General features: G+C 60.7%; 26 protein-coding genes and 1 pseudogene. 18 read left to right on the top strand and 9 right to left on the bottom strand.

What is annotated here, in order from left to right:
• The first annotated feature begins 38 nt into the window (after positions 1 to 38).
• The gene (locus tag AC1DYF_RS17855) at positions 39 to 1,142 is read left to right on the top strand and encodes a saccharopine dehydrogenase family protein (RefSeq protein WP_477878092.1); all 1,104 of its coding nucleotides are present in this window, start codon (positions 39 to 41) and stop codon (positions 1,140 to 1,142) included.
• 105 nt (positions 1,143 to 1,247) lie between these two features.
• Here the strand turns inward: AC1DYF_RS17855 and pdxR are convergent, their stop codons facing one another.
• The gene (gene pdxR / locus AC1DYF_RS17850; RefSeq protein ID WP_477878091.1) at positions 1,248 to 2,705 is read right to left on the bottom strand and encodes a MocR-like pyridoxine biosynthesis transcription factor PdxR; all 1,458 of its coding nucleotides are present in this window, start codon (positions 2,703 to 2,705) and stop codon (positions 1,248 to 1,250) included.
• A 76-nt stretch (positions 2,706 to 2,781) separates the two neighbouring features.
• On the opposite strand from pdxR, the gene AC1DYF_RS17845 reads away from it, so the two are divergent.
• Positions 2,782 to 3,405: an FMN-binding negative transcriptional regulator gene (locus AC1DYF_RS17845; RefSeq protein ID WP_477878090.1), complete on the top strand. Its 624-nt coding sequence runs from the start codon at positions 2,782 to 2,784 to the stop codon at positions 3,403 to 3,405.
• A gap of 20 nt (positions 3,406 to 3,425) precedes the next feature.
• Positions 3,426 to 4,121 (top strand): B3/B4 domain-containing protein, encoded by a 696-nt coding sequence (locus tag AC1DYF_RS17840; protein WP_477878089.1) that lies wholly within the window; start codon positions 3,426 to 3,428, stop codon positions 4,119 to 4,121.
• Positions 4,122 to 4,147: 26 nt separating this feature from the next.
• On the opposite strand, the gene AC1DYF_RS17835 is transcribed toward AC1DYF_RS17840, so the two are convergent.
• Genes AC1DYF_RS17835 through AC1DYF_RS17820 form a run of 4 tightly spaced genes read right to left on the bottom strand, consistent with a single transcriptional unit; the run spans position 4,148 to position 6,132 of the window.
• Positions 4,148 to 4,474 (bottom strand): NAD(P)H-binding protein, encoded by a 327-nt coding sequence (locus AC1DYF_RS17835; protein WP_477878088.1) that lies wholly within the window; start codon positions 4,472 to 4,474, stop codon positions 4,148 to 4,150.
• Entirely contained in the window at positions 4,368 to 4,733 is a 366-nt protein-coding gene (locus tag AC1DYF_RS17830; RefSeq protein ID WP_477878087.1) for an NAD(P)H-binding protein, read from the bottom strand. The genes AC1DYF_RS17835 and AC1DYF_RS17830 overlap by 107 nt, the downstream gene beginning before the upstream one ends.
• A 25-nt stretch (positions 4,734 to 4,758) precedes the next feature.
• Positions 4,759 to 5,139: a nuclear transport factor 2 family protein gene (locus tag AC1DYF_RS17825; protein ID WP_477878086.1), complete on the bottom strand. Its 381-nt coding sequence runs from the start codon at positions 5,137 to 5,139 to the stop codon at positions 4,759 to 4,761.
• A 6-nt stretch (positions 5,140 to 5,145) separates the two neighbouring features.
• Positions 5,146 to 6,132 (bottom strand): aldo/keto reductase, encoded by a 987-nt coding sequence (locus tag AC1DYF_RS17820; protein ID WP_477878085.1) that lies wholly within the window; start codon positions 6,130 to 6,132, stop codon positions 5,146 to 5,148.
• Positions 6,133 to 6,348: 216 nt separating this feature from the next.
• Between AC1DYF_RS17820 and AC1DYF_RS17815 the strand changes: the two genes are divergently transcribed.
• The 5 genes from AC1DYF_RS17815 (at position 6,349) to AC1DYF_RS17795 (ending at position 10,503) form a co-directional block, all read left to right on the top strand.
• The gene (locus AC1DYF_RS17815) at positions 6,349 to 7,245 is read left to right on the top strand and encodes a LysR family transcriptional regulator (protein ID WP_477878084.1); all 897 of its coding nucleotides are present in this window, start codon (positions 6,349 to 6,351) and stop codon (positions 7,243 to 7,245) included.
• Positions 7,246 to 7,368: 123 nt separating this feature from the next.
• Entirely contained in the window at positions 7,369 to 7,767 is a 399-nt protein-coding gene (locus AC1DYF_RS17810) for a (R)-mandelonitrile lyase (protein ID WP_477878083.1), read from the top strand.
• Positions 7,768 to 7,779: 12 nt separating this feature from the next.
• On the top strand, positions 7,780 to 9,225 hold the full coding sequence (locus AC1DYF_RS17805; RefSeq protein WP_477878082.1) for an MFS transporter: 1,446 nt from the start codon (positions 7,780 to 7,782) through the stop codon (positions 9,223 to 9,225).
• 14 nt (positions 9,226 to 9,239) lie between these two features.
• Positions 9,240 to 10,220: an aldo/keto reductase gene (locus tag AC1DYF_RS17800; RefSeq protein ID WP_477878081.1), complete on the top strand. Its 981-nt coding sequence runs from the start codon at positions 9,240 to 9,242 to the stop codon at positions 10,218 to 10,220.
• A gap of 46 nt (positions 10,221 to 10,266) precedes the next feature.
• Positions 10,267 to 10,503, top strand: a complete 237-nt coding sequence (locus AC1DYF_RS17795; protein WP_477878080.1) for a hypothetical protein — start codon at positions 10,267 to 10,269, stop codon at positions 10,501 to 10,503.
• 32 nt (positions 10,504 to 10,535) lie between these two features.
• Here the strand turns inward: AC1DYF_RS17795 and AC1DYF_RS17790 are convergent, their stop codons facing one another.
• Positions 10,536 to 11,429 (bottom strand): LysR family transcriptional regulator, encoded by an 894-nt coding sequence (locus AC1DYF_RS17790; protein ID WP_477878079.1) that lies wholly within the window; start codon positions 11,427 to 11,429, stop codon positions 10,536 to 10,538.
• Positions 11,430 to 11,593: 164 nt separating this feature from the next.
• On the opposite strand from AC1DYF_RS17790, the gene AC1DYF_RS17785 reads away from it, so the two are divergent.
• The 4 genes from AC1DYF_RS17785 (at position 11,594) to AC1DYF_RS17770 (ending at position 15,194) form a co-directional block, all read left to right on the top strand.
• Positions 11,594 to 12,610, top strand: a complete 1,017-nt coding sequence (locus tag AC1DYF_RS17785) for a zinc-dependent alcohol dehydrogenase family protein (RefSeq protein ID WP_477878078.1) — start codon at positions 11,594 to 11,596, stop codon at positions 12,608 to 12,610.
• 95 nt (positions 12,611 to 12,705) lie between these two features.
• On the top strand, positions 12,706 to 13,893 hold the full coding sequence (locus AC1DYF_RS17780; RefSeq protein ID WP_477878077.1) for an MFS transporter: 1,188 nt from the start codon (positions 12,706 to 12,708) through the stop codon (positions 13,891 to 13,893).
• 10 nt (positions 13,894 to 13,903) lie between these two features.
• Positions 13,904 to 14,305 carry a (R)-mandelonitrile lyase gene (locus AC1DYF_RS17775; RefSeq protein ID WP_477878076.1) on the top strand — a complete coding sequence of 134 codons (402 nt, stop codon included), beginning with the start codon at positions 13,904 to 13,906 and terminating at the stop codon, positions 14,303 to 14,305.
• A 421-nt stretch (positions 14,306 to 14,726) separates the two neighbouring features.
• Complete coding sequence (locus AC1DYF_RS17770; protein WP_477878075.1) at positions 14,727 to 15,194, top strand: Hsp20 family protein; 468 nt, start codon at positions 14,727 to 14,729, stop codon at positions 15,192 to 15,194.
• 113 nt (positions 15,195 to 15,307) lie between these two features.
• Here the strand turns inward: AC1DYF_RS17770 and AC1DYF_RS17765 are convergent, their stop codons facing one another.
• On the bottom strand, positions 15,308 to 15,733 hold the full coding sequence (locus AC1DYF_RS17765) for a hypothetical protein (protein WP_477878074.1): 426 nt from the start codon (positions 15,731 to 15,733) through the stop codon (positions 15,308 to 15,310).
• Between the two features lie 87 nt (positions 15,734 to 15,820).
• Positions 15,821 to 16,876 (bottom strand): threonine aldolase family protein, encoded by a 1,056-nt coding sequence (locus AC1DYF_RS17760; RefSeq protein ID WP_477878073.1) that lies wholly within the window; start codon positions 16,874 to 16,876, stop codon positions 15,821 to 15,823.
• 429 nt (positions 16,877 to 17,305) lie between these two features.
• Here AC1DYF_RS17760 and gltB point away from each other — a divergent pair, with 429 nt between their 5' ends.
• Genes gltB through AC1DYF_RS17735 form a run of 5 tightly spaced genes read left to right on the top strand, consistent with a single transcriptional unit; the run spans position 17,306 to position 24,412 of the window.
• Positions 17,306 to 22,030, top strand: a complete 4,725-nt coding sequence (gene gltB, locus AC1DYF_RS17755; protein ID WP_477878072.1) for a glutamate synthase large subunit — start codon at positions 17,306 to 17,308, stop codon at positions 22,028 to 22,030.
• 60 nt (positions 22,031 to 22,090) lie between these two features.
• Positions 22,091 to 22,366, top strand: coding sequence for an antitoxin (locus AC1DYF_RS17750; protein ID WP_477878071.1), 276 nt, complete (start codon positions 22,091 to 22,093; stop codon positions 22,364 to 22,366).
• A gap of 5 nt (positions 22,367 to 22,371) precedes the next feature.
• Positions 22,372 to 22,758, top strand: coding sequence for a PIN domain-containing protein (locus AC1DYF_RS17745; RefSeq protein ID WP_477878070.1), 387 nt, complete (start codon positions 22,372 to 22,374; stop codon positions 22,756 to 22,758).
• Positions 22,759 to 22,798: 40 nt separating this feature from the next.
• Positions 22,799 to 24,253, top strand: a complete 1,455-nt coding sequence (locus tag AC1DYF_RS17740; protein WP_477878069.1) for a glutamate synthase subunit beta — start codon at positions 22,799 to 22,801, stop codon at positions 24,251 to 24,253.
• A gap of 18 nt (positions 24,254 to 24,271) precedes the next feature.
• On the top strand, positions 24,272 to 24,412 hold the full coding sequence (locus AC1DYF_RS17735; RefSeq protein WP_477878068.1) for a hypothetical protein: 141 nt from the start codon (positions 24,272 to 24,274) through the stop codon (positions 24,410 to 24,412).
• Between the two features lie 50 nt (positions 24,413 to 24,462).
• Here AC1DYF_RS17735 and AC1DYF_RS17730 read toward each other — a convergent pair.
• A pseudogene (locus AC1DYF_RS17730) lies at positions 24,463 to 24,678 on the bottom strand (Tn3 family transposase); the annotation flags it as partial.
• 198 nt (positions 24,679 to 24,876) lie between these two features.
• On the opposite strand from AC1DYF_RS17730, the gene AC1DYF_RS17725 reads away from it, so the two are divergent.
• A complete protein-coding gene (locus AC1DYF_RS17725; protein ID WP_477878067.1) occupies positions 24,877 to 25,890 on the top strand; it encodes a serine hydrolase domain-containing protein in 1,014 nt (337 codons plus the stop codon).
• The last annotated feature ends 172 nt before the right edge of the window (positions 25,891 to 26,062 follow it).

Genomic DNA, 26,062 nt, shown 5'->3' with positions numbered 1-26,062 from the left:
CATTCTTTGCAAGGAGTTTCCAAGGGAAAGGGCTTGCAATGAAAAATGTCGCCATCGTTGGTGCAGGGAAAATCGGTGGCGCCATCGCTGCCATGCTGGTCGATAGCCGCGACTATGCGGTTACCGTGATCGACAGGAGTGCTGCGCAACTCGCAGGCATTCCGTCGCATCCCGACATCTCCACAGAGGCGCTGGACATTGCCGATGCCGCTCGTTTACAGCAGGCGTTGACGGGCAAATACGCGGTCCTGTCGGCCGCGCCGTTTCACCTGACCCGCCAAGTCGCGGAAGCCGCAGCGGCTGTTGGCGTCCATTATCTCGACCTGACCGAGGATGTCGCCACCACGCGTCACGTCGAAGCGCTCGCACTGACGGCGGAATGCGCGATGATACCCCAGTGCGGGCTCGCGCCAGGCTTCATTTCGATTGTCGCCAACGATCTAACCAAGCGCTTCGATGCGCTTGACAGCGTGCGCATGCGCGTCGGAGCGCTGCCCCAGTATCCGTCCAACGCGCTCAGCTACAATCTGACATGGAGCACGGACGGTCTGATCAACGAATATATCGAGCCCTGCGAGGCGATCGTGGAAGGGCGTCTAGTCAATGTTCCCGCGCTCGAGGAGCGGGAGGAGTTCTCGCTCGACGGCGTGACATACGAGGCGTTCAACACTTCCGGCGGGCTCGGGACGCTGGCAAAGTCGCTCGAGGGCAAGGTGCGCAACATGAACTACCGGACTGTGCGCTATCCAGGCCATCTCCTCATCGTCAAAGCGCTTCTCAACGACCTCAACCTGAAGAACCGGCGCGACCTGTTGAAGGACGTTTTCGAAAACGCTCTGCCCGCAACGATGCAGGATGTCGTCGTGATTTTCGTCACGGTGTGTGGCTGGAAGGATGGGCGCTACCTGCAGGAGACCTACGCCAACAAGGTCTACGCCGATGTGGTCGGCGGAAGGATGATGAGCGCCATCCAGATCACGACGGCCGCGGGCATCTGTGCCGTTCTCGATATGCTGACGACGGACAAGCTGCCGCAGAGGGGATTCGTGCGCCAGGAAGAGGTCTCGCTTGTGGACTTCCTCGGAAACCGTTTCGGACTGCATTACGCCGGAAGGCAGCCGGGCATGGCGAAAATCGCGTGAAGGCGCGATGACATCCGAGGTGAAGGCGGCTTGAACCCGACTTCACTGATTGACGCCGCCCGATTGCGAATTGAGTCGCGTGACATGCTTTGGCATCGATGACGGCTAAAACGTGTTGCGTCCGTGCGTCAAAAGCTCTGCAAGGCGCCCGACGCCGTTGGGGATCAAATGAGCCGGCATTGACGCATAGCCAAAGATGAAGCCTGCGCGCCGATCTCCCGGACAGGTGAACAGACGCGAGACCGGATAAATTCCGATGCCGTTTTGCCGTGCATAGTCCGCGAAGCTTTGCTCGTATCGGGCTTCCAGCTCATTGAACCAGACCACGACATGCAAGCCCGCGGACGTGCCGACGATCTCGACCTGGTTTGCGAAAGCGCCGGCCATGGCATCGAGAAAAACCCTTCGCCTCTCGGCATTCGTCCTGCGCATTTTCCGCACATGTCGCTCATAGGCGCCGCTTTCGATGAAGGCCGCGAGCGCCTCCTGCTCGAACAGCGCGCTATGGCGATCCATGATCTGCTTGCAGCGGACGAACGGCTCCACCAGCCGCTCGGGCAGGACGAGATAGCCGAGACGCAGTGTCGGGGATAAGGTCTTCGACACGGTTCCGACATAGATGACCTTGCCATGGCCCGACAGATAGAGTGGCGGGATCGGCCTGACGTCGTAGCGATATTCGCCGTCATAGTCGTCTTCCACGATGTGGACGTTTCCCGCTTCGGCCCATTCAACCAGTTCGCGACGGCGGCCAACGGAAAGAACGCCGCCCAACGGAAACTGATGGCTCGGGGTAACGCAGGCGAGCGAATATCCCGACGGCTCCGGCAACTGCGCCGTCACCATACCGTCTTCATCGCATGGAATGGCCGTCGGTGCCGCGCCCAGTGAGACCAGCACGTTGCGCGCCATGGCGTAGCACGGTTCCTCGATCAGCACCCGGTCGCCGGGATCGACGAGAACGCGTGCTGAGAGGTCGAGCGCCTGCTGGGAGCCGCTGACAACGACGATCTGCTCGACCTCGCAGCGGATGCCGCGCGCACGCCAGAGATATCCGCGGAGCGCCTGCCGTAGAGCCGAGCCACCCGCAGGGTGCCCATAGCTGAGGCGATCGCGGTGCGCGAGCACGGCCGCGCCAAGCGCCTTTCGCCAGGCCAGTTTCGGGAAGTCGCCCGGCGCGACGTCGCCGTAGCGGAAATCGTATTCCAGTTGTCCGGCGTCGCCCGGCACGCTCGCACGCAGTTGCATGGCGCGAGCCGCATAGGCCGACAGTCTTTGGGGCGCATCGTGCGATATGCTGTTCGGCTCGACGTCATCCGAGGCGACATTGCCGACGACAGTGGCTTTCGCGCCGTGGCGCACCTGGACATAGCCCTCCGAGATCAGTTGCTCGAAAGCCGTCGTCACGGTCGTCCGGGAGACGCCAAGCTCTTCCGCCAATGCCCGCGTCGAAGGCAATCTGTCTCCCGGTGCATAGACGCCTTTGGCAATCTGGTCCCGCAAGGCGAGATAGATACCGCGCGCCGTTCCGACTTTCTCCTTGGCTCCGGCAAGCTGGACCATTTCTTTTCTCCGAAACTGGCACTTCTATTCAGGCCAGTTGCCTGTGATAACGGCAGCAAGTCAAGGAGACCAGACAATGTATACGCCACCTGCTTTCGTCGTCGACGACAAGGCCGAACTCTATGAAATGATCCGGCACTGTCATCTCGCCAACTTCATCATCGCCACGCCTACAGGTCCGATGTGCACTCCGTTGCCGATGTTTGTCGACGCGACCGAGGGGGAAATGGGCGTCCTCTACGCGCATCTGGCACGGCCGAACCCGCAATGGCAGGCAGAGGTGGTCGGCCATGGTCTGGCGGTGTTCATGGGGCCGGACGCTTACGTCACCCCATCCTGGTATGCCGCGAAAGCCGAACATGGAAAGGTCGTTCCGACCTGGAACTACGCGGCCGTCCATGCATCAGGCCCCGTCGAGTTCTTTGATGATGCCGATCGGCTGCTCGATGTCGTAAGCCGCCTGACCGCTTTGCACGAATCCTCCCGCAAGTCGCCGTGGACGGTCACCGACGCGCCGGAGAGTTACATCAAGGCGCAGCTCCGCGGGATCATCGGCATCCGCATGCCGATCGCCGATCTCCAGGGAAAGCGGAAGATGAGCCAGAACCGTCCGGAAGCGGATCGTTTGGGCGTCAGACGCGGCATGGCGGAGCGCGGCGAGCGGCATGACGAAACGGTCGCCGAAATGATTCCGCTCTGATGTCGTGGAGAAATACCTGAATGTTCGTGCCTACCATCGATAAACGCATCGAGACCATCGCGCCCGGTTTCCGGGCGATGAGCGTCTTCATCGACGCCTCTTCCGCGTCTCAAGGCGACTTCTCCCCGGATGTTCTCGCAAGCGCGAGCGCCTTCGTGATCGAAGGAGGCCCTGCCTGGGCAGAGGCCCATCTGGCGAGCTGGGCGGAAGCCTATCAGCGGTTCGGTGCGAAGCCGAACAGGACGCCCTGTTCGGCCCAGGCGTTGAGGAAGCGCGTGCTGAAGGACGGCAGCATGCCGTCGATCAATCCCGTCGTCGATCTCTACAACGCCGTCAGCCTGCGCTACGCCATCCCGGTCGGCGGCGAGAATGCCGACGCCTATCTTGGGCCGCCGCTGTTGACGGTCGCAGACGGCAGCGAGGTCTTCGACACCGTGATGAACGGAGAGGCAATCATCGAAAACCCGGAACCCGGCGAGGTGATCTGGTGTGACGGTGTCGGGGTGACTTGCAGACGCTGGAACTGGCGGCAGGGGACCCGTACGCGATTGGAGAATGCGGCCGGGCGGATGTGGTTCGTGCTGGAGAGCCTGGAAACCATGCCTGAGGACGCGCTCATGGAAGCGGCGTCGATGCTCGTCGAGGGCTTGAAGACATTGATGCCGGGGAGTGCCGTCTCCGCGAGCAGGGTTGGGCTTTCGGCAAGCACGAACTGACGTTCGACTGGGTTTCTTTCCTACGTTCAGGCGTCGCTAACGCCGATGCTCGCGCGGACATGGAGGCCAGGCGTCGTTGCGAGCTTGATAATAAGCGCGGACAAGCTGTCGAGGGCGACGTCGTGGCCGTGGAACGGTTCACCCTTCTGGGTGATCCGATAAGAGCCTCCCGCTGCCCGCGTAAACCAGCCCGGCCGGAGGATTGTGAAATCCAGGCCGGATTTTTCGATCACCGCGGCCGAATCCCTATAGGGATCGAGAACGCTGCGGTAACGCTCGCCCGGCACTTCGCCGTAGATGCCCATTGAACTGACGAAGATCAGCCGCTTCAGCCCCCCGGGCGTCCATCGCATCGATGATTGACCTCGCCTGGCGCGCCATGTCTCCCGTCAGGCTCGCGAACACGATGTCCTGTCCCGACATCGCGGTCCGCAGCCTCGCCACGTCATTGACGTCGCCTTCGACGACCGTCACGCGGCCGGGAGAGGGATTTTCGAGGCGGCTCGCGCGACGCAGGTAGAGTGTCAGCTCGGCATCTGTGTCGGCGAGAAAGGCCTTTGTCGTGTTGCGTGCCAATTGTCCATTGGCACCGAGGATCAGAACTTTTGTCATGAGTATCTCTGTCCCTTAAACGCCGTCAGTAAGTCGAAGTGAGAAGTTCGACGAGCTTCCATCCGCTGGCCCGCCGAACATAGATTTCGGTGAATTGAAGCTTGAATTGGTCGCGACGCCCTCCCATCGTGACGGTGAACACGGCCCTGCCTTTCAAGGTGGCTTTGTCGCCCTCTACCGCGACCGACGCGCCTCTCGGCTCGATGCGATTGTAGACGAAACGTCCGGACCTAAGTTCTTCCATCCACTCCGCCTTGGAGGAGACATGTCCCGTGATGTGGACGAAATGCAGATCGTCGTCGAAGAGGTCTTCGACATGATCGATCTGCCCTGACGTCTTCCAGCCGAACTTGGCCAGAGACAACGCCAGGATTTCGTCTTCGACACTGCGGTTCGACGTGTTCACGACCGATCACCGATAGGAATATTGCAGGAAGACCTCTGGAAGACGGGCGCCCTTCACGTTGATCTTGGACGCTTCGTCCTCGATCTCCGCGAGATCGGCGGCTGTCAGCAAGACGTCTGCGGCACCGAGGTTTTCCTCGACACGGTCAAGCCGTCGGGTTCCCGGGATGGGTACGATCCAGGACTTCCGGGCCAATAGCCACGCGAGCGCCACTTGCGCCGGCGTCGCATTCTTGGATTTTGCGATCCGCTGCAGAAGGTCGACCATAGGCTGGTTCGCCTTGCGTGCGTCCTCGGTGAAGCGTGGTGAAGCCGCACGGAAGTCGGTCGCTTCGATCGTGGTATTGGCGTTGATCTTGCCCGTCAGATACCCTGCGCCAAGCGGACTCCACGGCACAAAACCGATCCCGAGTTCCTCGCAAGTCGGAAGGATTTCCGGCTCCGGATCGCGGGTCCAAAGCGAGTATTCGCTCTGGATGGCGGTTACGGGCTGCACCGCATGTGCGCGCCGGATCGTTCCCGCCGCGGCTTCCGACATCCCGAAATGCTTGACCTTGCCTGCGGCAATAAGGTCTTTCACAGCGCCCGCGACGTCTTCGATCGGCACTTCCGGGTCGACGCGATGCTGATAAAGCAAATCGATCGTCTCGATGCCCTGGTGCTTCAACGAGCGATCCACGACTCGCTTTATGTGATCCGGCTTGCTGTTCAGGCCGGAACGCTGTCCGGTTTCGAAATCTATGTCGAAGCCGAACTTGGTGGCGATCACGACCTCGCTGCGGATCGGTCCGAGTGCCTTGCCGACCAGCACCTCGTTGGTGAACGGGCCGTAGGCTTCGGCGGTATCGAAGAAAGTGACACCGCGGTCATGCGCGCCCCGGATGACACTGATCGCCTCTGCGTCGTCGGGAGACGCGCCGTAGGTCGAGGCAAAGCTCATTGTGCCGAAACCGATTTCCGAGACCTCGAGGTCTCCAAGCAGACGTTTTTTCATTGGTAGCTCCTGTGTTCGATTGGTCGATGTCAGCGGTCGATGGCCGCATCGAGCGCCGTGGAAAGCGGTTCACTCTTGATCTCTATCGAGGCGAAGGCCCCGTCGATGGCCTTCAAGTCGGGCGCGCCCGCCGAATTCGATGACGAATATCTAGCGCATCAGCGATCATGCGATTAGGCTGCAAAATGCGCATCTGGTATTGAGGAAAATTCACAAATGGCTCGGGACAACGTCAACGATCTCGCCGTCTTCCTCGCCATCGCGCGCGAGCAAAGTTTTACGCGGGCGGCGGCAAAACTCGGCGTGTCGCCGTCCGCGCTCAGCCATACGGTGCGCCTGCTTGAGGAGCGGCTTGGCATCCGTCTTCTCACCCGGACCACGCGTCGCGTTTCGCTGACCGAGGCCGGCGAGAAGCTGCTGAATTCGATCCAACCCCATTTCGACGGGATCGAAAGCGCCTTGAGCCAGCTGACCGAACTGCGCGACAAGCCCGCCGGCCGGGTGCGCGTTACTGCGGGGGAGCATGCCGCGAACTCCATTCTCTGGCCGGCGATCCAACGGCTTCTTCCTCACTATCCCGATATCAAGWTCGAGGTCACGGTCGAGAGCGGACTGACCGACATCGTCGCCGAGCGCTATGACGCGGGCATCCGGCTCGGAGAGCAGCTGGATGCCGACATGATCGCCGTGCGGATCAGCCCCGAAATGCGCATGGTGACGGTCGGCTCTCCGGCGTATTTCGAGCGCAATCCGCGGCCGAAGACTCCGCAAGACCTGACATCGCATGCATGCATCAACCTCAGGCTACCAACATATGGCGGTTATCTGGTCTGGGAATTCGAGAAGGACGGACGGGAGGTGAAGGTCCGTGTCGATGGTCCGCTTGTGTTCAACAATTCCGCTATGGCCATGAAGGCGGCGCTCGGCGGTGCCGGCATTGGTCACTTTCTTGAGGATCACGCATTGGAGAACATTCGCGCGGGACGCCTGATTCCAGTGCTCGATGACTGGAGCCCGCCTTTCGCAGGCTATCATTTATACTATCCGAGCCGCCGCCAGATGTCTCCGGCGTTCGCGGTTCTCGTCGATGCGCTGCGCCACCACGCGCCTTGATCCTGATTTGTGAATTATTCTCAAGAACACATGCCGGATTAGCCGTCTAATCCGACAGATAGGTTGATGCTATTTCTCCGATCAAAGCGGCGCATGTCGCTGCAACGGGTATTGGAGAATGTCATGGAGATTAAGCGCGCAGGCAGCCAGCCGTCCGCCAAGGGGCCATCGGATTGGTTCACGGGGACGGTGCGGATCGATCCGCTGTTCGCTGTTCAGGGCGCGGCACGGGCCGCAGGCAATACTGTCACCTTCGAACCCTGTGCCCGCACGGCCTGGCACACCCATCCCCTTGGCCAAATCCTGATCGTCACCGCCGGTTGCGGTCGCGTGCAGCGCGAAGGCGGACCCGTCGAGGAAATCCGCCCAGGTGATGTCGTGCGGTTCGAGCCGGGAGAAAAGCACTGGCATGGAGCCTCGCCGACGACCGCAATGACCCACATCGCGATCCAGGAGACGCTCGACGGCAAGGCGGTCGACTGGATGGAAAAGGTCGCCGACGAAGACTACGGCGCAGCTTGAGAGACCATGTTGATGACCAACACCACATCGCCGACGGTCAACAAGACCGCCATCCTGGCAATCATCCTGACGAGCTACGTGATGATCGTGCTCGACACGTCGATTGTCCTCACCGGGCTTCCCAAAATCCACAGAGAACTGGGTTTTACCGATCCTGAACTCGCATGGGTCCAGAGCGCCTACACCCTGACCTTCGGTGGGTTCCTGCTGCTCGGAGCAAGGGCGGGAGACATTCTCGGCCTCAGGCGAATGCTCACGATCGGCTTGGCAATATTCACCGTGTCATCGCTTGCCATCGGGCTCGTCCACACCCCGGCTTTCATGATCGCAGCGCGCGCAATCCAAGGCATCGGTGGAGCGATCCTGGCACCCGCAACGCTGTCGCTCCTGCAAACCACCTTCGCTGCCGGACAAGAGCGTACGCGAGCGGTGTCTCAATACAGCGCCGTGGCAGGCATCGCCGCGAGCGTCGGCCTTGTCCTCGGCGGCGTGCTTGCCGACTGGCTATCGTGGCGCGTTGGCTTCTTCATCAACCTTCCGATCGGAATCGGGATGATCGCCGCCGCTCTTCGGTTCGTTCCGGAGACTCCCAAACAAACAGGCCGTTTCGATATGGCCGGCGCGCTGACGTCGACCGTGGGGATGGTGGCGCTCGTCTACGGCCTCATCCGATCGGCCAGCCACGGCTGGGGCGATCACCTCACCCTGTCGGTCATCACTTTAGCTGGGCTCCTCATTGCCCTGTTTGTCGTGGTCGAAAGTCGAGCCGCGCAGCCGATCGTGCCGCTGCGTCTGTTCGGCAGCCGAGAGCGCGTTGGTGCTTACGCCGCGCGCGTGCTTTTCCTCGGCGCCATGGTGGGTTTCTTCTTCTTCACCACTCAGTTCCTGCAAAGCGTGCTGGGGTATAGCGCCGCGGTCGCCGGGTTAGCCTTCCTTCCCGCTACCTTGGTGAATTTCGCTTCTGCCATGGCGGTCCCCGCGTTGACGCAGAAAATCGGCAACGGCCGTCTGCTCGCCTTCGGTCTTGTCCTCAGTTTGATCGGGATGTTTTGGCTGAGCCGCGTGACCCCTCAAGCCGACTTCGTGACCGCTATTGCGTTGCCGATGGTGTTGATCGGCTGCGGTCAGGGATTCGTTCTCAGCCCTCTGACGACGGCCGGCATCTCCGGCGTCTCCGGTTCCGATGCCGGTGCGGCCTCCGGCGTCGTAAACACCGCCCATCAACTTGGCAATTCGCTCGGCCTGGCTGTCCTGGTCGCGGCCGCGGCGTTCGGCACGTCTGGACTGGCGGGAACCGAGCTTCTCGCGCAACGCGTGACCATCGCCTTGACTGGCTCGTCCGTGATGATGGCGCTTGCACTTGCATTGGTTGCGGCCCTGGTCGCCAGGCGTCGGCGGCCCACCGCAACCCCATTGGTCGGCTTAAAGGTTTCTACGCTCGAAAGAGAATCCATCTGAAAAAGGAGATTGAAATGCAAAAGCGCAAACTCGGAAAATCGGGACCCGAGGTCTCGGCCATTGGCTTCGGCTGCATGGGTCTGACCTATGCCTACGGTTCCGTCATGGAACGGCAAGACGCGGTCAAGCTGCTGCGCGCGGCGGTCGAACGGGGCGTGACCTTCTTCGATACGGCTGAGGCTTACCAAAACGGCAACGAGGAATTCGTCGGCGAAGCACTCGAACCGTTCAAGGGGCAGGTCGTCATCGCCACCAAGTTCGGCTTCAGGAACGGCGATGTCGGCCAGGGGATGGACAGCAGCCCGGAAAACATCCGCAAGGTCGCCGAGACTTCACTCAAGCGACTGCGGGTCGACAGCCTCGATCTTTTCTATCAACACCGCACCGATCCGGAAGTCCCGATCGAGGACGTCGCCGGCACGATCAAGGACCTGATCGCCGAGGGCAAGGTCAAGCACTTCGGCATGTCGGAGGCTGGCGTCGATTCCATCCGTCGCGCCCACACCGTGCACCCCGTGGCCGCGCTCCAGAGCGAATATTCGCTGTGGTGGCGGGAGCCTGAAAAGGAAATCCTCCCGCTTTTGGAAGAACTCGGTATCGGCTTCGTGCCCTTCGCCCCGCTCGGCAAGGGCTTCCTGACAGGCGCGATCGACGCCAACACCACTTTCGCCAAAGACGATTTCCGGAACTTGGTTCCCCGCTTCGCCGAAGACGCCCGAAAGGCCAACCAGAAGCTCGTCGACGCCGTCGGCCTGATTGCCGAGAGCAAGGGCGTCACCCGGGCGCAGATCGCGCTCGCCTGGCTCATCGCCCAGAAACCGTGGATCGCACCAATCCCCGGGACGACGAAGCAACACCGCCTCGAAGAGAATGTCGGTGGCGCTGACGTGGAATTGACGCCGGAAGACATCGCGCAAATTCGCGAGGCGCTCGAGGGCATCGAAGTCCAGGGCGCACGATACCCTCAACATCTTCAACAGCGCGTTGGCAAGTGAGGCGGCGCGGACGCCGGCAGATGGATGAAGCCCGTGAAGTCAATGGTTGGCGTTCGCAACGGGAAGCAAAGCAGCGGAAATGCTTGAGGTGATTGAAGCACCGTTCGATGCGATTGTGATGTTTGCAGACGACTGGATCATGCGCGATTGCGATCTTGCGGGAGCGTTTCGACGGGATGACCGCCGCGGCGCCCATCCATCGGATAGTGCCGCCATGCGCGGAGAATGGAAAAGACGTTTCATCCAAGTTGCGCCATCGCGTTTCGAAGCCGCAACGCGCTGACCGGATTTGGTCAGAAATCGACCTGCGATCCCTCAGCTCGGCTTGCGAAGCGCGTCCACGATCACCGAGAAAGCCGGCAGGTTCTGTCGCCGGCTGGGATAGTAGAGGTAATAGCCGGGGAATTTCTGCGACCAGTCGTCCAGCGCGAGCTGCAGGCGCCCGGCTGCCAGATGCTGCTCGACATCGCTTTCCGGCACGAAGGCGATGCCATGGCCCTGAAGGGCGGCATCGACCATGTCCCTGGAGGCGTTGAAGGTCAGCTGTCCTTCGACCCTGACCCTGACCTCCTCGCCATCTTTCTCGAATTCCCAGGCATAGAGACTGCCAAGCCTGTCGAGACGCCGGTTGATGCAATTTTGGCGCATCAGTTCCTGCGGTGTTTTCGGTATGGCGCGAGACTTGAAATAGCCGGGAGAGCCGACGGCCACCAAGCGCCAGTCCGGCCCGATCCGCACCGCCACCATGTCTTTTTCGAGACTTTCGCCGAGCCTTACGCCGGCATCGAAACCATCCTCGACGATGTTGCGAAAACTGTTGTCGATGCTGAGTTCGAGCCGGATATCCGGATAGTCGGCAAGAATGGGGGATAGTTTCGGCCAGACTACGCTTTCCATGGCGTGATCGGAAAGCGTGATCCGGACAGTGCCGGCGGGCTTGTCGCGATAGGCCATCAAGGCCTCGATATCGGCTTCGATTTCGGCGATGCGCGGCGCCATCGATTGCCGCAGGCGCTCCCCGGCCTCGGTGGTCGCCACGCTGCGGGTCGTGCGGGTCAGGAGCCGGAGACCCATGCGCGCCTCGAGCTGCCGGACGGCGTGACTGAGGGTCGATTGGGCAATGCCCAATTTGGCTGCGGCCTTGGTGAAGCTGCGCTCTTCGGCGACGGCGAGGAATAACAGCAGTTCGTTGAAATTTTCGCGCGCCAATCTGCATCCTCCGGCTCATCAGATCGATGCACATTATTAGCGGATTTCGATAAGTCCATGCAAATTGCCGTGTCTAATCCGGATTATCGAAGGGTGCTATCTGTCTCCGTGAACCGGAATGAACACGGGCGCCGCCGCCCGGACAGCCAGAGATCGGATATAACATGCTCGCAACCGTCCTTCACGCCCCCAGCGACATTCGCTGCGAGGAAGTCGCCGAACCCAAGATCCTCAAGCCGACCGACGCAATCATCAAGCTTGCGGCCTCCTGCGTCTGCGGCTCCGATCTCTGGCCGTATCGCGGACTTCAGCCGGTCAATGGCCAGCAACATATGGGCCATGAATATTGCGGTGTGGTCGTCGAGGTCGGCAGCGCGGTGAAGACCATCCGCCCCGGCCAGTTCGTCGTCGGCTCGTTCTGCCTGTCGGACAATACCTGCCCACATTGCCGCTTCGGTTTCCAATCCTCCTGCGAGCACCGCGAATTCATGTCCGGCGCGCAGGCGCCCTATGCTCGGGTTGCGATGGCGGACGGTACATTGGTTGCGACCGACGGCATGCCGTCCGACGACCTGATCCCGAGCCTGCTGGCCGCCTCGGATGTTCTCGGCACCGGCTGGTATGCCGCCGATGCCGCGCGCGTCACGCCGGGATGCACGGCTGTGGTGGTCGGCGACGGCGCGGTCGGCCTGATGGGTGTGCTGTCGGCCAAACAGCTCGGCGCCGCGCGCATCATCGCCATGAGCCGCCACAAGGCGCGCCAGGAACTCGCCCTCGAATATGGCGCGACTGACATCGTCACGGAACGCGGTGATGCGGGCGTAGCCAGGATCAAGGAGTTGACCGGCGGCGTTGGCGCGGACTCGGTCCTGGAATGCGTCGGCACGCAGGAATCGATGATGCAGGCGATCAACTGTGCCCGGCCCGGCGGCGCCATCGGGTTCGTCGGCGTGCCGCATGGCGTGGAATTGGACGGGCAGATGCTGTTCTTCCAACAGAAGAATCTCATGGGCGGGCCGGCCCCGGTGCGCCGCTTCCTGCCCCATCTCATCGATCTGATCATGACGCGGAAGATCAATCCCGGCAAGGTCTTCGATCTCGAACTGCCGCTGGCCGATGTCGCCCGGGGCTACAAGGCCATGGACGAGCGCAGCGCGATCAAAGCGCTGTTGCGGATGTGAGCGCGTCCCGCGCTGCGGAACGCGAAATTCCGGCGGCGCAAAGCCCGATGGCAAGCCGTCGCCGGATGCGGTGAACATCCCTCAAGGAAAGCGTTATGGAAACCACGTACAATAACCGCATCGAGACCACCGCCAATCCTTGGGGCACGGTCTTGTGCATGACGCTGATGTCCTTCGTGCTCGTCGCCTCGGAGTTCATGCCGGTCAGCCTGCTCACGCCCATTGCCGATGATCTCGGCATCAGTGCGGGACAAGCCGGCCAGGCGATTTCCATCTCCGGCTTCTTCGCCGTCGTCACCAGCCTGTTCAGCAATGCGCTGCTGGCGCGCCTGGACCGACGCGCCGTGGTCCTTGCCTATACCGGCGTGCTCGTGGCCTCGGGACTGGCGATCACGTTTGCGCCGAACTACCTGGTCTTCATGCTGGGGCGAGCGCTGATCGGCGTGTCCATCGGCGGCTTCTGGTCGCTGTCCACGGCCATATTGGCGCGCATCGCTTCCGGCAACGACCTGCCGAAGGCGTTGGCCATGCTGCAGGGCGGCACCGCGCTCGCCTCCATCATCGCAGCGCCTCTGGGCAGTTTTCTGGGCGGATTGATCGGATGGCGCGGTGCCTTCTTCATCCTGGTCCCGATCGGGATCGTCGCGCTGATATGGCAGGCAATCATGCTTCCGCGCATGCCGGGCAGCGCGAGCGGGTCCGTTACGGCCACATTCGGCCTGCTGCGCAACCGCACTTTCGCCGTCGGCATGGCGGCGATGACGTTCTTCTTCGCCGGACAGTTCGCGCTGTCCACCTATTTGCGGCCGTTTCTGGGTAGCGTGACCGGCCTTGAGGTGAACAGCCTGTCGCTGGTGCTTCTCGGGATCGGCCTTGCCGGCCTTGTGGGAACTTCGTTGATCGGCTTCCTGCTGCGCTCGCATCTGAGTGCGGTGCTGATCGGCTTCCCGGCGGTGCTGATGGTGATCGCCGTGCTGTTGATACCGCTTGGGCCATTTGTCACCACGACCGCGGCAATGCTTTTCCTCTTCGGTTTTTTCACCACGCCGGTCCCGGTGGCCTGGAGCACATGGATGACGCGCGTCATTCCTGGTGAACTCGAGGCCGGTGGGGGGCTGCAAGTGGCCCTCATCCAGTTCGCCATAACCTTCGGTGCCTTCATTGGCGGCATGCTGTTCGACAGCAGCGGGTGGTGGAGCCCGTTTGCTTTCGGCGGCATCCTGTTTCTGGCTTCGAGCGTTATCGCAGTCGGCGTGGCGCGTTCGCCGCAAGCAAAAACATAGGAGAAAGCTCATGAATATCATTCGCAACGGCGCGCAGCCGTCAGGCAAAGGCCCCGCCGACTGGTTCAGCGGCACAGTGCGTGTCGATCCTTTGTTCCACGCCAACGGCACGCGCCGTGCGGCGGGTGCCCTGGTCACCTTCGAGCCCGGCGCACACACGGCCTGGCACACGCACCCGCTCGGCCAGACGCTGATCGTCACGGCCGGCCTCGGCCGGGTGCAGCGCGAAGGCGGCCCGATCGAGGAAATCCGCCCGGGCGATATCGTCTGGTTCGAACCCAGCGAGAGGCACTGGCACGGCGCGGCGCCCAACAACGCCATGAGCCATATCGCGCTGCAGGAGAACCTCGACGGCAAGGTCGTCGACTGGATGGAGAAAGTGACCGATACGCAGTATGGAGCGGTGGACTGAATATTTGCGTGTGCTGCGGCGGCGTTGTGGGACCTACAGCGACAATGGCGAAAGTCTGCCAATAAAAAGAGCCGGAAACCACGCTGCGCCGAAGGTGACGCGGGGTTCCGGCCCGAAGCTTAGACTGGAATGGAAGGGACGTTTCACACCAGCCGAGGGAGGGAACCTCCCAATGGTCCAAGGATTAGCAGGGCCTTGCTGAACGCATTCCGAACTCTGCGTTCATCTGCCGTTCATTTCCAGGCACCGGTGTTTTCATTCGGTTTTTTGCAATGCGCCCTTGAAACGCTTTTGGGCTCTAACCACTTCATGTCGTGCGAGGCGCCGATGTCGGGTCTCGATGAGCGGAGCGGCCAGCGCCTGTCAATCAGGGCGGCAGTCTCCAAAACAACAATCGCAACGTTGCTCCAAGGAGGACACTATGCGTCATTTCGATTTTTCCCCGCTTTATCGTTCCACCGTCGGTTTTGACCGCGTCTTCACCATGCTCGACAGCTTGGCCCAGCCGGAACAGCCCACCTATCCGCCCTATAATATCGAAAAGACCGGCGACAACGCCTATCGCATTTCGATGGCGGTGGCCGGCTTCGACGAGACCGAGCTTTCCATCGAGCTCAATCAGCACATCCTGACCGTCAAGGGCGAGAAGGCCGAGGAGAAGAACGAGAACGGCGATGTTCTCTATCGCGGTATCGCCAAGCGCGCCTTCGAGCGTCGCTTCCAGCTCGCCGACCATGTCGAAGTGCGTGCGGCCCATCTCAAGAACGGCCTGCTCCATATCGACCTCGTGCGCGAAATTCCGGAAGCCATGAAGCCCCGCAAGATCGAGATTTCCGCCCCGACTGCCGAAGCCGCCAAGACCATCGAGGCCCAGGTCGTCAACAGCTGATCACGCCAAGCACAATCACTCCTCCCTCTCAGTGATTGGAAAGCCCCTTCGGTCCCGCCGGCCGGAGGGGCTTTTTTGATTGGTGAACCGCCATCTTGTAGGCCAGGCCGAAGCTACGAGTTTTTGTCGCCTATGTCGCCCAGGAATTTCAGTAAGGTGATCCTTGGATCGACCCCGTCTTGCGCGCGAAAGAGGAATTCCACATCTTCAAAAAGAATTTCAACAGTGACGTCACGAAACGAAATCATCCAAAATCTGGGCTTGAGAGATTTCCAATACTGGGTTTCTTCAGCGTCCAAAATCTCATTAAATTCCCAATATTTGAGTGGGTATCTGCATTTGGGCAAAGCATCCACGTTCATGGGACTAATCCGGAAGTCGATGACATCCTTGAATTTGATCACAGCATTGCCGTCCCCTCCAATCGGCGCGATCCGGTAGCACAGAAATACGTTGCTTCCGTCGTAGAACGTCGCCGGATTTTCCGAGGTCCCAATTGCTGGGAAATTCTCTTTCGCTATGACAACAACGGCAGTCATGGTTTCTCTTTGTTCGTTCCTGGAACAGCGCTGAGGCAATGTATGGTGAACGCGGGAAGACCAAGCGTTCCCCAGACAGCGTTGCTCTCAAAATAATGCCGCCACCGTATCGATATCCTCTTCCTTCGTCGCAAACGACGTGGTGAAGCGGCGGAGCTGTTCGTTCTCGCCGACGAGATGTTCCAGGCCGGCCGGGGTTTCCCATTCGTAGAAGGCGGCGCCGACGGCGCGCAGTTCCTCGGCCTTGGCATCGGTCATGATCAGGAAAATCTGGTTGGAGCCGGTTTCCCAGGCGAGCCGAACGTCCTTGGAGGCTTTCACCGCGGCGACCAGCTTGTCGGCCGTGCGGTTGGCGTGTTTTGCGAGTTCCAGCCAGAGATTGTCGTCGAGCCACGCGTCGAATTGCTGGGCGATGAAATTCGACTTGGAGAACAGGTTGGCGGCGCGTTTTCTCAAGTGCGGCAGGCCGGCGGCATCTTGCTTGTTGAAAAAGATGATCGATTCTGCGCACCAGCAGCCGTTCTTGGTGCCGCCCAGCGACAGGATGTCGATACCGGCTTTCCAGGTCATTTCCGCGGGCGTCACACCGAGGGCTGCAACCGCGTTGGAGAAGCGGGCGCCGTCCATATGCACCTTCATGCCGGCCTCATGGGCGATGGCCGAGAGATCGGCAATCTCGTCGATCGTGTAGATCGTGCCGGCTTCGGTTGCCTGGGAGAGGGTCAGCGCGACCTTTTGTCCGATGTGGACGTCGGTGACGGGGTAACGGGCAATGGCTTTCTTCAGCTTGGCCGGGTCGATCTTGCCCTGCGTCTTGCCGTCGCCGTCCACGGGAACGAGTTTGCCGCCGGCGGTCATGAATTCGACCGCGCCGCCCTCATGGTGGATCACATGCGCTGCCGGATGGCAGAAGATCAGCGGCGCCGTTTTCGACACCGAGGCAAGCGCCAGTGAATTGGCTGCCGTGCCAGTGGCGACGAAGAAGACGTTGATATCACGCTCGAACAGGGTCGAAAGCTTCGCCTCGACCCTCTGGTCGGCCTCGCCTTCGCCATAGGGCACGGCATGGGTGGCTGCCGCTTCGGACAGTTTTTGCGCGATCAGGGGATGGGCGCCGGCCCAGTTGTCGGAAGCGAAAATCATGAGGCGGGACTCCGTCTTGAGGTAGGTCGCTTATAGGCGATTATAGCGGGGCTAAAAAGCCAGGAAATGCTAGAGGCTTCAATGAAATTCCCGGTCCATCACTTGTCATATTTTTGGTGTATTGGCCCTTGCAGACAGGGTCGATCTCTGTCATAGAATAGCGGAATTAGGACAGTCATGCTGTCCTATTTTGCTGCATGGATCCTGGAAGCCGGAATTTATCCGGTCTTACTGAGAGCGGTCCGGCCTTCGACACTGCTGGGGAAAGCGGGCGAGGGCAGAAGCCGGCAGCTGCGTGACGGCGCCGAACTGGCCCGACAATTGCAGCCTGTTCAGGAAAATGCGAAAAGATTTTGTGCGCAGGGCGGCACTCGCGGCTTTGCGCGACCACAAGAGCGCCCGTTTGGGCACACGGCAGGAGGATTTGAGATGACGGACCATGCCTCGTCACGCGCATTCGGTGAGTTTGAGACCCTTGTGTCTGAAACTTCGCTGAAAACCGCCTCTTTCAATGCCGGTCTGCCGAAAAAGCAGGGCCTTTACGATCCGCGCAACGAACATGATGCCTGCGGCGTCGGTTTTGCCTGTCATCTCAAGGGCGTGAAGTCGCACCAGATCGTCCGCGACGGCCTGTTCATGCTCGAAAACCTCACCCATCGCGGCGCCGTGGGCGCCGATCCGCTGATGGGCGATGGCGCCGGCATCCTGGTGCAGATCCCCGATCGCTTCTTCCGCGAGGAAATGGCGGGGCAGGGCGTCACCCTGCCGCCGGCGGGTGAATATGCCGTCGGATATCTCTTTATGCCGCGCGATGAGGCAGTGCGTGCCCATTTCAAGGACATTGTCACCCAGGTGATCGCCGACGAGGGCCAGGTTCTGCTCGGCTATCGCGAAGTGCCGGTGGATAATTCGTCTTTGTCCAAGGCGCCGGATATCGCTGCCACCGAGCCCTTCCATCTGCAGGTGTTCATCGGCGCAGGCGCTGCTGTCGCCGACAATGCCGAGTTCGAGCGCCGGCTGTTCGTGCTGCGCAAGGTGATCTCCAACCGCATCTATGACCAGGGCAAGGGCGACGATAAGGGCTTCTATGTCGTGTCGCTGTCGACCACGACCGTGGTCTACAAGGGCATGTTCCTCGCCTATCAGGTCGGCGCTTATTACAAGGACCTTGCCGATCCGCGCTTCGAGTCGGCGGTGGCGCTGGTGCACCAGCGTTTCTCGACCAACACCTTCCCGTCCTGGCGGCTGGCGCATCCGTATCGCATGGTCGCCCATAACGGCGAAATCAACACGCTGCGCGGCAATGTCAACTGGATGGCGGCGCGCCAGGCATCGGTGTCCTCGCCGCTCTATGGCGACGACATTTCCAAGCTTTGGCCGATCTCTTACGAAGGCCAGTCGGATACGGCCTGTCTCGATAACGCGCTCGAATTTTTGATCCGCGGCGGCTATTCGCTGGCGCATGCGGTGATGATGCTGATCCCCGAAGCCTGGGCCGGCAACCAGCTGATGGACCCGGAGCGCAAGGCCTTCTACGAATACCACGCCGCTCTGATGGAGCCATGGGACGGCCCGGCGGCGATCGCCTTTACCAATGGCCGCCAGATCGGTGCGACGCTCGACCGCAACGGCCTGCGTCCGGCCCGCTATATCGTCACCTCCGACGACCGGGTGATCATGGCCTCCGAAGCCGGCGTGCTGCCGGTGCCGGAAGAATTGATCGTGCAGAAGTGGCGGCTGCAGCCAGGCAAGATGCTGCTGATCGACATGGAGAAGGGTGAAATCATCTCCGATGCCGACATCAAGCAGCAATTGGCGGCGGAGCATCCCTATCACGAGTGGTTGGGACGCTCGCAGCTGATCCTCGAAGACCTGAACGAAGTCGAGCCCAGGGCGCTACGCCGCGACGTGTCGCTGCTCGACCGCCAGCAGGCCTTCGGCTACACGATCGAGGACACCAAGCTGTTGATGTCGCCGATGGCGACCACCGGCCAGGAAGCCGTGGGCTCGATGGGCACGGATACGCCGATTTCGGCGATGTCGGATAAGTCGAAGCTACTCTACACCTATTTCAAGCAGAATTTCGCTCAGGTCACCAATCCGCCGATCGATCCGATCCGCGAGGAGCTGGTGATGAGCCTCGTATCGTTCATCGGGCCGCGGCCGAACATTCTTGATCACGAAGGCGCCTCGCGCGCCAAGCGGCTCGAAGTGCGCCAGCCGATCCTGACCAATGGCGATCTCGAAAAGATCCGTTCTATCGGCCATACCGAAGACCGTTTCGACACCAAGACGCTCGACTTCACCTACGATGTCGAGCGCGGCGCCGAAGCCATGCCGGCCATGCTTGAGCGTCTTTGCGAACGTGCGGAAGCGGCGGTGAAGAGCGGCTACAACATCATCGTGCTCTCCGACCGCCAGATCGGGCCGGATCGCGTGGCGATCCCGGCGCTGCTCGCCACCGCGGCCGTGCACCATCACCTGATCCGCAAGGGCCTGCGCACCTCGGTCGGCATTGTCGTCGAAACCGGCGAGCCGCGCGAAGTGCACCAGTTCTGCTGTCTCGCCGGCTATGGCGCGGAGGCGATCAATCCCTATCTCGCTTTCGACACCTTGATCGACATGCACAAGCGCGGCGAATTCCCCAAGGAAGTGTCGCAGGACGAAGTCGTCTACCGCTACATCAAGGCGGTCGGCAAGGGCATCCTCAAGGTCATGTCCAAGATGGGCATCTCGACCTATCAGTCCTATTGCGGCGCGCAGATTTTTGACGCCGTTGGCCTGTCCTCGGCCTTTGTAGACAAGTTTTTCTTCGGCACGGCGACGACCATCGAGGGCGTCGGCCTCGACGAGGTGGCGCGTGAAACCTTCATCCGGCACGTTGCCGCCTTCGGCCGCGACCCGATTCTCACGAGCACGCTCGATATCGGCGGCGAATATGCCTACCGCATGCGCGGCGAGGCGCATTCGTGGACGCCGGATGTCGTGGCCGCACTCCAACATGCCGTGCGCGGCAATGCCGAAGACCGCTATCGTGAGTTCGCTGAACTGGTCAACGAATCCTCAGTCAGGATGAATTCCATCCGCGGCCTGTTCAAGGTCAAGATGGCTGAAGATACCGGCCGCGCCCCGATCGACATTTCCGAGGTCGAGCCGGCGGTGGATATCGTCAAGCGTTTCGCTACCGGCGCCATGTCCTTCGGCTCGATCAGCCGCGAGGCGCATACGACACTTGCTATTGCCATGAACAAGATCGGCGGCAAGTCGAATACCGGCGAAGGCGGCGAAGAAAGCGAGCGCTATCTGCGCAAGCCCGACGGTACCCTTCCGCTCGAACGCTCGGCAATCAAGCAGGTCGCTTCCGGCCGGTTCGGCGTCACGGCCGAATATCTTGTTAATGCCGACATGCTGCAGATCAAGGTGGCGCAGGGCGCCAAGCCCGGCGAGGGCGGGCAGCTGCCGGGCCACAAGGTCGATGCGACGATCGCCAAGACCCGGCACTCGACGCCGGGCGTCGGACTGATCTCGCCGCCGCCGCACCATGACATCTACTCGATCGAAGACCTGGCGCAGCTGATCTTCGACCTGAAGAACGTCAACCCGACGGCCGATGTGTCGGTCAAGTTGGTCTCCGAAGTCGGTGTCGGCACGGTCGCCGCCGGCGTCGCCAAGGCGCGCGCCGATCATATCACCATTTCCGGCTATGACGGCGGCACGGGTGCATCGCCACTCACTTCGCTCAAGCATGCCGGCAGCCCCTGGGAAATCGGCCTCGCCGAGACCCAGCAAACACTGGTGCTCAACGGGCTCCGCAGCCGCGTGGCGCTGCAGGTCGATGGCGGTCTCAAGACCGGCCGCGACGTGATCATCGGCGCGTTGCTCGGCGCCGACGAATTCGGCTTCTCGACCGCGCCGCTGATTTCGGCGGGCTGCATCATGATGCGCAAGTGCCATCTCAACACCTGCCCGGTCGGCGTCGCCACACAGGACCCGGTGCTGAGGAAGCGCTTCAAGGGCGAGCCGGAACATGTGATCAACTACTTCTTCTTTGTTGCCAATGATGTGCGCGAAATGCTGGCGGCGATGGGCTATCGCAGCCTCAACGAGATCGTCGGCAAGTCCGAGCTGCTCGACCGCAACGGCGCGATCGATCATTGGAAGGCCAAGGGTCTCGACTTCAGCAAAATCTTCCACAAGGTCGCGGCGCCCGAATCCGAGACCCACTGGACGATGAGGCAGAAGCACCCGATCGACACGGTCCTCGACCGCCAGCTGATCGAGGAAGCAAAGCCCGCACTCGAAGCACGCCAGCCGGTGACGATCGAGGCTCAGATCCGCAATGTCGACCGCACGGCGGGCGCGATGCTCTCGGGCGAAGTTGCCAAGCGTTTTGGTCACAAGGGCCTGCGCGACGACACGATCACCGTCAAGCTCAAGGGCACGGCTGGCCAGTCCTTCGGTGCCTTCCTCGCTCGCGGCGTCACCTTCGAACTCGAAGGCGATGGCAATGACTATGTCGGCAAGGGTCTTTCGGGCGGGCGGATCATCGTCAGGCCGCCGGAAAACTCGCGGATCGTGGCGGAGAAGTCGATCATCGTCGGCAACACCGTCATGTATGGCGCGATTGCCGGCGAGTGCTATTTCCGCGGCGTTGCCGGTGAGCGTTTTGCTGTTCGTAACTCGGGCGCCATCGCCGTCGTCGAAGGCGTCGGCGACCATGGCTGCGAATATATGACCGGCGGCGTCGTCGTCGTTATCGGCGAGACGGGCCGCAATTTTGCTGCTGGCATGTCCGGCGGCGTGGCGTATGTGCTCGACGAGGCCGGCGATTTCGCCCGTCGCTGCAATATGGCGATGGTCGAGCTGCAACCAGTGCCGGAAGAGGACGAATTGCTCGAAAAGCTGCATCACCATGGCGGCGACATCGCCCATATGGGCATGGTCGACGTCTCCGGCGATATGACGAAGCACGACGAGGAACGGCTCTTCCAGCTGATCTCCAACCATGCCCATTTCACCGGCTCGACCCGCGCAAAGGACATCCTCGACAACTGGACCAGCTTCCGGCCGAAATTCCGCAAGGTGATGCCGGTGGAATATCGCCGCGCGCTCGAGGACATGGAGCGGATGAAGATGCAGGAGGCGGCGGAGTAAGGTTGTTGGGATGTCGTCATTGTGATATGACAATGGCATATTACTGTGATGGAGCTGCCAATGAATGAGCATTCGAAGATCGAAGACGAATCCAAGGGTATCAAAGTCAGCGTTTTCAAGAACGGCAGGAGTCGAGCGATCAGGATTCCAAAGGAATTCGAGTTCGCCGGCAAGAGCGTCTTGATGGCGAAGCAGCCCGACGGCTCGATTCTCATTCGGACCGGAGAGACAGCCGGTCTCGTAGATTATCTAAAGACTGCCGAAGCCTGGACTGGCGAGCCGTTTTTGGACGATGAAGACGATCTTCTGCCGCTGGACGAAATCGATCTGCCGTGAGGTACATGCTCGACACGAACATTGTCTCGGCACTCGTCTACGAACCGCAGGGAACGGTCTACGAGAAGATAGTCGAGGTGGGCGAAGAGAACGTTTTTACGAGCATCTTCGTTCACGCCGAAATCTGGTACGGGGTCAAGAAGAAAGGCTCCGAGGCGTTGTCAAAGAAGGTAGCGAACGTCACACAGCGGATTTACATCGCTGCCTTCACGATGCCAGGTGATCGACACTATGCGGATGTCAGGCTGGCATTGCGCCAAGGCCGGAATATAGGTCCTAACGATCTATGGATCGCAGCACATGCACTTGCACTCGATGCGGTGCTGGTGACTGCAAATGAAAGTGAGTTTGCCCGGGTGCCGGGATTGAAGATTGAGAACTGGTTGAAGTAGGAAAGCCGGGTTTCCGGCGCTTAGAGGACAGTAAGGGACGATGGGCAAGGTAACGGGTTTTCTTGAAATCGACAGGCAGGTTGGCAAGTACCAGCCCGCTTCGGACCGGATTCGCCATTTCCGCGAATTCACCATTCCGATGTCGGATCAGGAAGTGGAGAAACAGGCCGCCCGCTGCATGGATTGCGGCATTCCCTTCTGTCATGGTCCGACCGGCTGCCCGGTGCATAACCAGATTCCGGACTGGAACGACCTTGTCTTCAACGGCAAATGGGACGAGGCGATCCGCAATCTGCATTCGACCAACAATTTCCCGGAATTCACCGGCCGCGTCTGCCCCGCGCCCTGCGAGGAAGCCTGTACGCTGAACCTCGAAGACATTCCGGTCGCCATCAAGACCGTCGAGCAGGCGATTGCCGACAAGGCCTATGAGATGGGCTATATCGTGCCGCAGCCGGCGACGGTGAAATCCGGCAAATCGGTCGGCGTCATCGGCTCCGGTCCGGCCGGAATGGCGGCAGCGCAGCAATTGGCGCGCGCCGGCCACGATGTGACTGTCTACGAGCGTGAAAGCCGTCCCGGCGGCCTGCTGCGCTATGGTATTCCCGACTTCAAGATGGAAAAGAATTTCATCGATCGCCGCGTCGAGCAGATGAAGGGCGAGGGTGTCACTTTCCAATGCAGCACCAATGTCGGCGTCGACGTCAAGATCGAGTCCCTCTTGGCGCAGCACGATGCGGTGGTTTATTGCGGCGGCTCCGAGACACCGCGCGATGCCGGCATTCCCGGCGTCGAATTTGCCGGTGTACATGACGCCATGCCTTACCTGGTGCAGCAGAACCGCCGCATCGGCCGCGAGAATATCGACAGCGTCGGCTGGCCGTCTTCGCCGATCCTGGCCGGCGGCAAGCATATCGTCGTGGTCGGCGGCGGCGATACGGCATCCGACTGCGTCGGCACGGCCTTCCGCCAGGGCGCGGTGCGTGTCACCCAGCTCGACATCCGGCCGCAGCCGCCGGAAAAGGAAGACAAGCTGTCCGTCTGGCCCTATTGGGCGACAAAGATGCGCACCTCCTCCTCGCAGGCCGAGGGCGCGGTGCGCGAGTTCCAGGCCGCGACCTTGGAATTCGTCGGCGAGGATGGTGTTCTCACGGGCGTGAAATGCTGCCAGGTCGACGAACGCCGCAAGCCGATCCCCGGCACGGACTTCATCATCAAGGCCGACCTCGCCTTCATCGCCATCGGCTTCCGCGGACCGTTCCAGACGAGCCTGATCGCCGAACTCGGCGACGGCCTCACGCTCGCCACCGACAAGCGCGGCTCGACCAATGTCGTTGCCAACGAGAGCGACTACAAGACCTCGGTCGACAAGCTGTGGACGGCGGGCGACGTGCGCCGCGGCCAGTCGCTGGTCGTCTGGGCGATCCGTGAGGGCCGCCAGGCGGCGCGCGCGATCGACGAGGCGCTGATGGGGGAATCGACGCTGCCGCGGTGATCACACCGCAGAAACCGCATGCGGCTCACCCCCCTTCTGCCCGGCAGACGGGGTGAGCCAATCGCCGAAGTTACCCTGCTCGCCATCGTTGCCATGGCCCGATATGGCCGCATCCTCGCCATGGGGTCGGTTCCGGCTGGGGGCGAAATGACACCCTGAGCGCTGGCTCCCTTGGGCCATAGATATTCGCCGGTCAATAGTATGTGCGCCTAGCCCAGCGGCGAGATATGCGCCAGAAGCTCAGGCGGGACATCATGTCCTTCGTTTCGCCGCGCAGCGACAGCGCGACCGAGATGAACGGTATTCCAGTAAATGATGATTGCGGCGAGCAAGTTGAGCCCGGCAATCCGGTAGTGCTGTCCCTCAGAGGTGCGGTCACGGATTTCGCCTTGGCGACCGATGCGCAACGCATTCTTGAGTGCGTGCGCAATGCTTGCGGAAGGCGACAGCACTTGGAAATGCCACGTTCCACCGGCAAGATCGCCCTTTAGCAACACAGCTCAAGGTGCTTCTAAATGCGGTTCTCGTCGTTTAATTCGGGTTGGGCTATCATCATCTGTGTTTGCGCTTGGCTATGCGTAGCCTTGTTTGTTCCATGTCAAGCCGCCGATCTCGAGCAATTGTTGAAGAATAGCCACGTGCCGGGGCTCGCCTATGCTGTTATCCGTGGCGGCAAAATTGTCGATCTGAAGGCGTTTGGTGTGCGTGACGCGTCGTCTAGGAACCCGGTCGACGAGAACACCGTCTTTGAGGCGGCATCCCTGTCGAAGCCTGTTTTCGCATATGCCGTTCTGCAGCTTGTCGATTCTGGGGTTCTATCGCTGGATGACCCGCTATCGAAATATGTCCCTGATTATGTCAAGGACGATCCGCGCGCCGCCCTGGTCACCGTGGGTGATGTGCTCAGTCAAACGTCCGGTTTGCAGAATTGGCGCAGCAAGACGAGTCCTTTGAAAACCTATTTCGCGCCGGGTAGCCGCTTTAGCTATTCTGGCGAAGGATTTATTTGGCTTCAGCGTGTGGTCGTTGCGATCACTGGCGAAACGTTAAATGATCTGATGGCACGCTTGGTGTTTGATCCGCTTGAAATGAAGCAATCGAGCTACATCTGGCGTTCCGATTTTGAGGCAGACTATGCGACGCCGCATGATGCACAATTGAATCCCGGCAATAAAAAGCGACCAGCCAAACCCCTGGTCGCCTCGACGCTGCACACTACGGTGGCAGATTACGCGCGCTTCCTGCAAGCGGTTCTATCAGGTGCGCGCCTTAAACCCGCCACGGCAGCCGAATGGCTAAAACCGAAAATCAGGCTTCATCAGCGATGCATCGAATGTGTCCAGTTGGACACGCCGGATGCGGATCAGCACGTTGCCTGGGGCTTGGGCTGGGGGCTTGAACCCGATCAAGGCTTGTTTTTCCATTGGGGCGACAATGGAGGATTTAAAGCATTCGTGGTCGGCTCTGTCGCAACACAGTCAGCCGTTGTTGTTTTTACGAATGGCTCCAACGGAATGGCTATCATGCCGGAGATCATCGGCCAATTGATGCCGGGCGAAAATCCAGCATTCGCGTGGCTTAATTACGATCGGATTTCACCAGCGGGCGGGTGGCTCGACTGGCTTCATGCACATTAATTTTGGGGCTGACCAGTTACTCCGGCCCGATGTTCTAAGAGCCCGATTTAAAAGTAGTTGAGCGATAACAGCAGGTTGTGATTCCCTTTTGGTGCTAAATCAAAATGGGGTTTCCGATGACCTGGACTGCTATCGCTCGGCGTGAGCATAACCGAGACGCGCTTCGTTTTCC

Source organism: Rhizobium sp. P2_G9 (assembly GCF_056403475.1).
Note: the sequence above shows the minus strand (reverse complement) of the source record. Positions and strands in the feature narration are given on the sequence as shown.

What these genes read in the sequence shown, in the direction of transcription:
- AC1DYF_RS17855 (WP_477878092.1), top strand. Translation starts at nt 39, where the DNA reads ATGAAAAATGTCGCCATCGTTGGTGCAGGGAAAATCGGTGGCGCCATC.
- pdxR (WP_477878091.1), bottom strand. Translation starts at nt 2,705, where the DNA reads ATGGTCCAGCTTGCCGGAGCCAAGGAGAAAGTCGGAACGGCGCGCGGT.
- AC1DYF_RS17845 (WP_477878090.1), top strand. Translation starts at nt 2,782, where the DNA reads ATGTATACGCCACCTGCTTTCGTCGTCGACGACAAGGCCGAACTCTAT.
- AC1DYF_RS17840 (WP_477878089.1), top strand. Translation starts at nt 3,426, where the DNA reads ATGTTCGTGCCTACCATCGATAAACGCATCGAGACCATCGCGCCCGGT.
- AC1DYF_RS17835 (WP_477878088.1), bottom strand. Translation starts at nt 4,474, where the DNA reads ATGCGATGGACGCCCGGGGGGCTGAAGCGGCTGATCTTCGTCAGTTCA.
- AC1DYF_RS17830 (WP_477878087.1), bottom strand. Translation starts at nt 4,733, where the DNA reads ATGACAAAAGTTCTGATCCTCGGTGCCAATGGACAATTGGCACGCAAC.
- AC1DYF_RS17820 (WP_477878085.1), bottom strand. Translation starts at nt 6,132, where the DNA reads ATGAAAAAACGTCTGCTTGGAGACCTCGAGGTCTCGGAAATCGGTTTC.
- AC1DYF_RS17810 (WP_477878083.1), top strand. Translation starts at nt 7,369, where the DNA reads ATGGAGATTAAGCGCGCAGGCAGCCAGCCGTCCGCCAAGGGGCCATCG.
- AC1DYF_RS17805 (WP_477878082.1), top strand. Translation starts at nt 7,780, where the DNA reads ATGACCAACACCACATCGCCGACGGTCAACAAGACCGCCATCCTGGCA.
- AC1DYF_RS17800 (WP_477878081.1), top strand. Translation starts at nt 9,240, where the DNA reads ATGCAAAAGCGCAAACTCGGAAAATCGGGACCCGAGGTCTCGGCCATT.
- AC1DYF_RS17785 (WP_477878078.1), top strand. Translation starts at nt 11,594, where the DNA reads ATGCTCGCAACCGTCCTTCACGCCCCCAGCGACATTCGCTGCGAGGAA.
- AC1DYF_RS17780 (WP_477878077.1), top strand. Translation starts at nt 12,706, where the DNA reads ATGGAAACCACGTACAATAACCGCATCGAGACCACCGCCAATCCTTGG.
- AC1DYF_RS17775 (WP_477878076.1), top strand. Translation starts at nt 13,904, where the DNA reads ATGAATATCATTCGCAACGGCGCGCAGCCGTCAGGCAAAGGCCCCGCC.
- AC1DYF_RS17770 (WP_477878075.1), top strand. Translation starts at nt 14,727, where the DNA reads ATGCGTCATTTCGATTTTTCCCCGCTTTATCGTTCCACCGTCGGTTTT.
- AC1DYF_RS17765 (WP_477878074.1), bottom strand. Translation starts at nt 15,733, where the DNA reads ATGACTGCCGTTGTTGTCATAGCGAAAGAGAATTTCCCAGCAATTGGG.
- AC1DYF_RS17760 (WP_477878073.1), bottom strand. Translation starts at nt 16,876, where the DNA reads ATGATTTTCGCTTCCGACAACTGGGCCGGCGCCCATCCCCTGATCGCG.
- gltB (WP_477878072.1), top strand. Translation starts at nt 17,306, where the DNA reads ATGACGGACCATGCCTCGTCACGCGCATTCGGTGAGTTTGAGACCCTT.
- AC1DYF_RS17750 (WP_477878071.1), top strand. Translation starts at nt 22,091, where the DNA reads ATGAATGAGCATTCGAAGATCGAAGACGAATCCAAGGGTATCAAAGTC.
- AC1DYF_RS17745 (WP_477878070.1), top strand. Translation starts at nt 22,372, where the DNA reads ATGCTCGACACGAACATTGTCTCGGCACTCGTCTACGAACCGCAGGGA.
- AC1DYF_RS17740 (WP_477878069.1), top strand. Translation starts at nt 22,799, where the DNA reads ATGGGCAAGGTAACGGGTTTTCTTGAAATCGACAGGCAGGTTGGCAAG.
- AC1DYF_RS17735 (WP_477878068.1), top strand. Translation starts at nt 24,272, where the DNA reads ATGCGGCTCACCCCCCTTCTGCCCGGCAGACGGGGTGAGCCAATCGCC.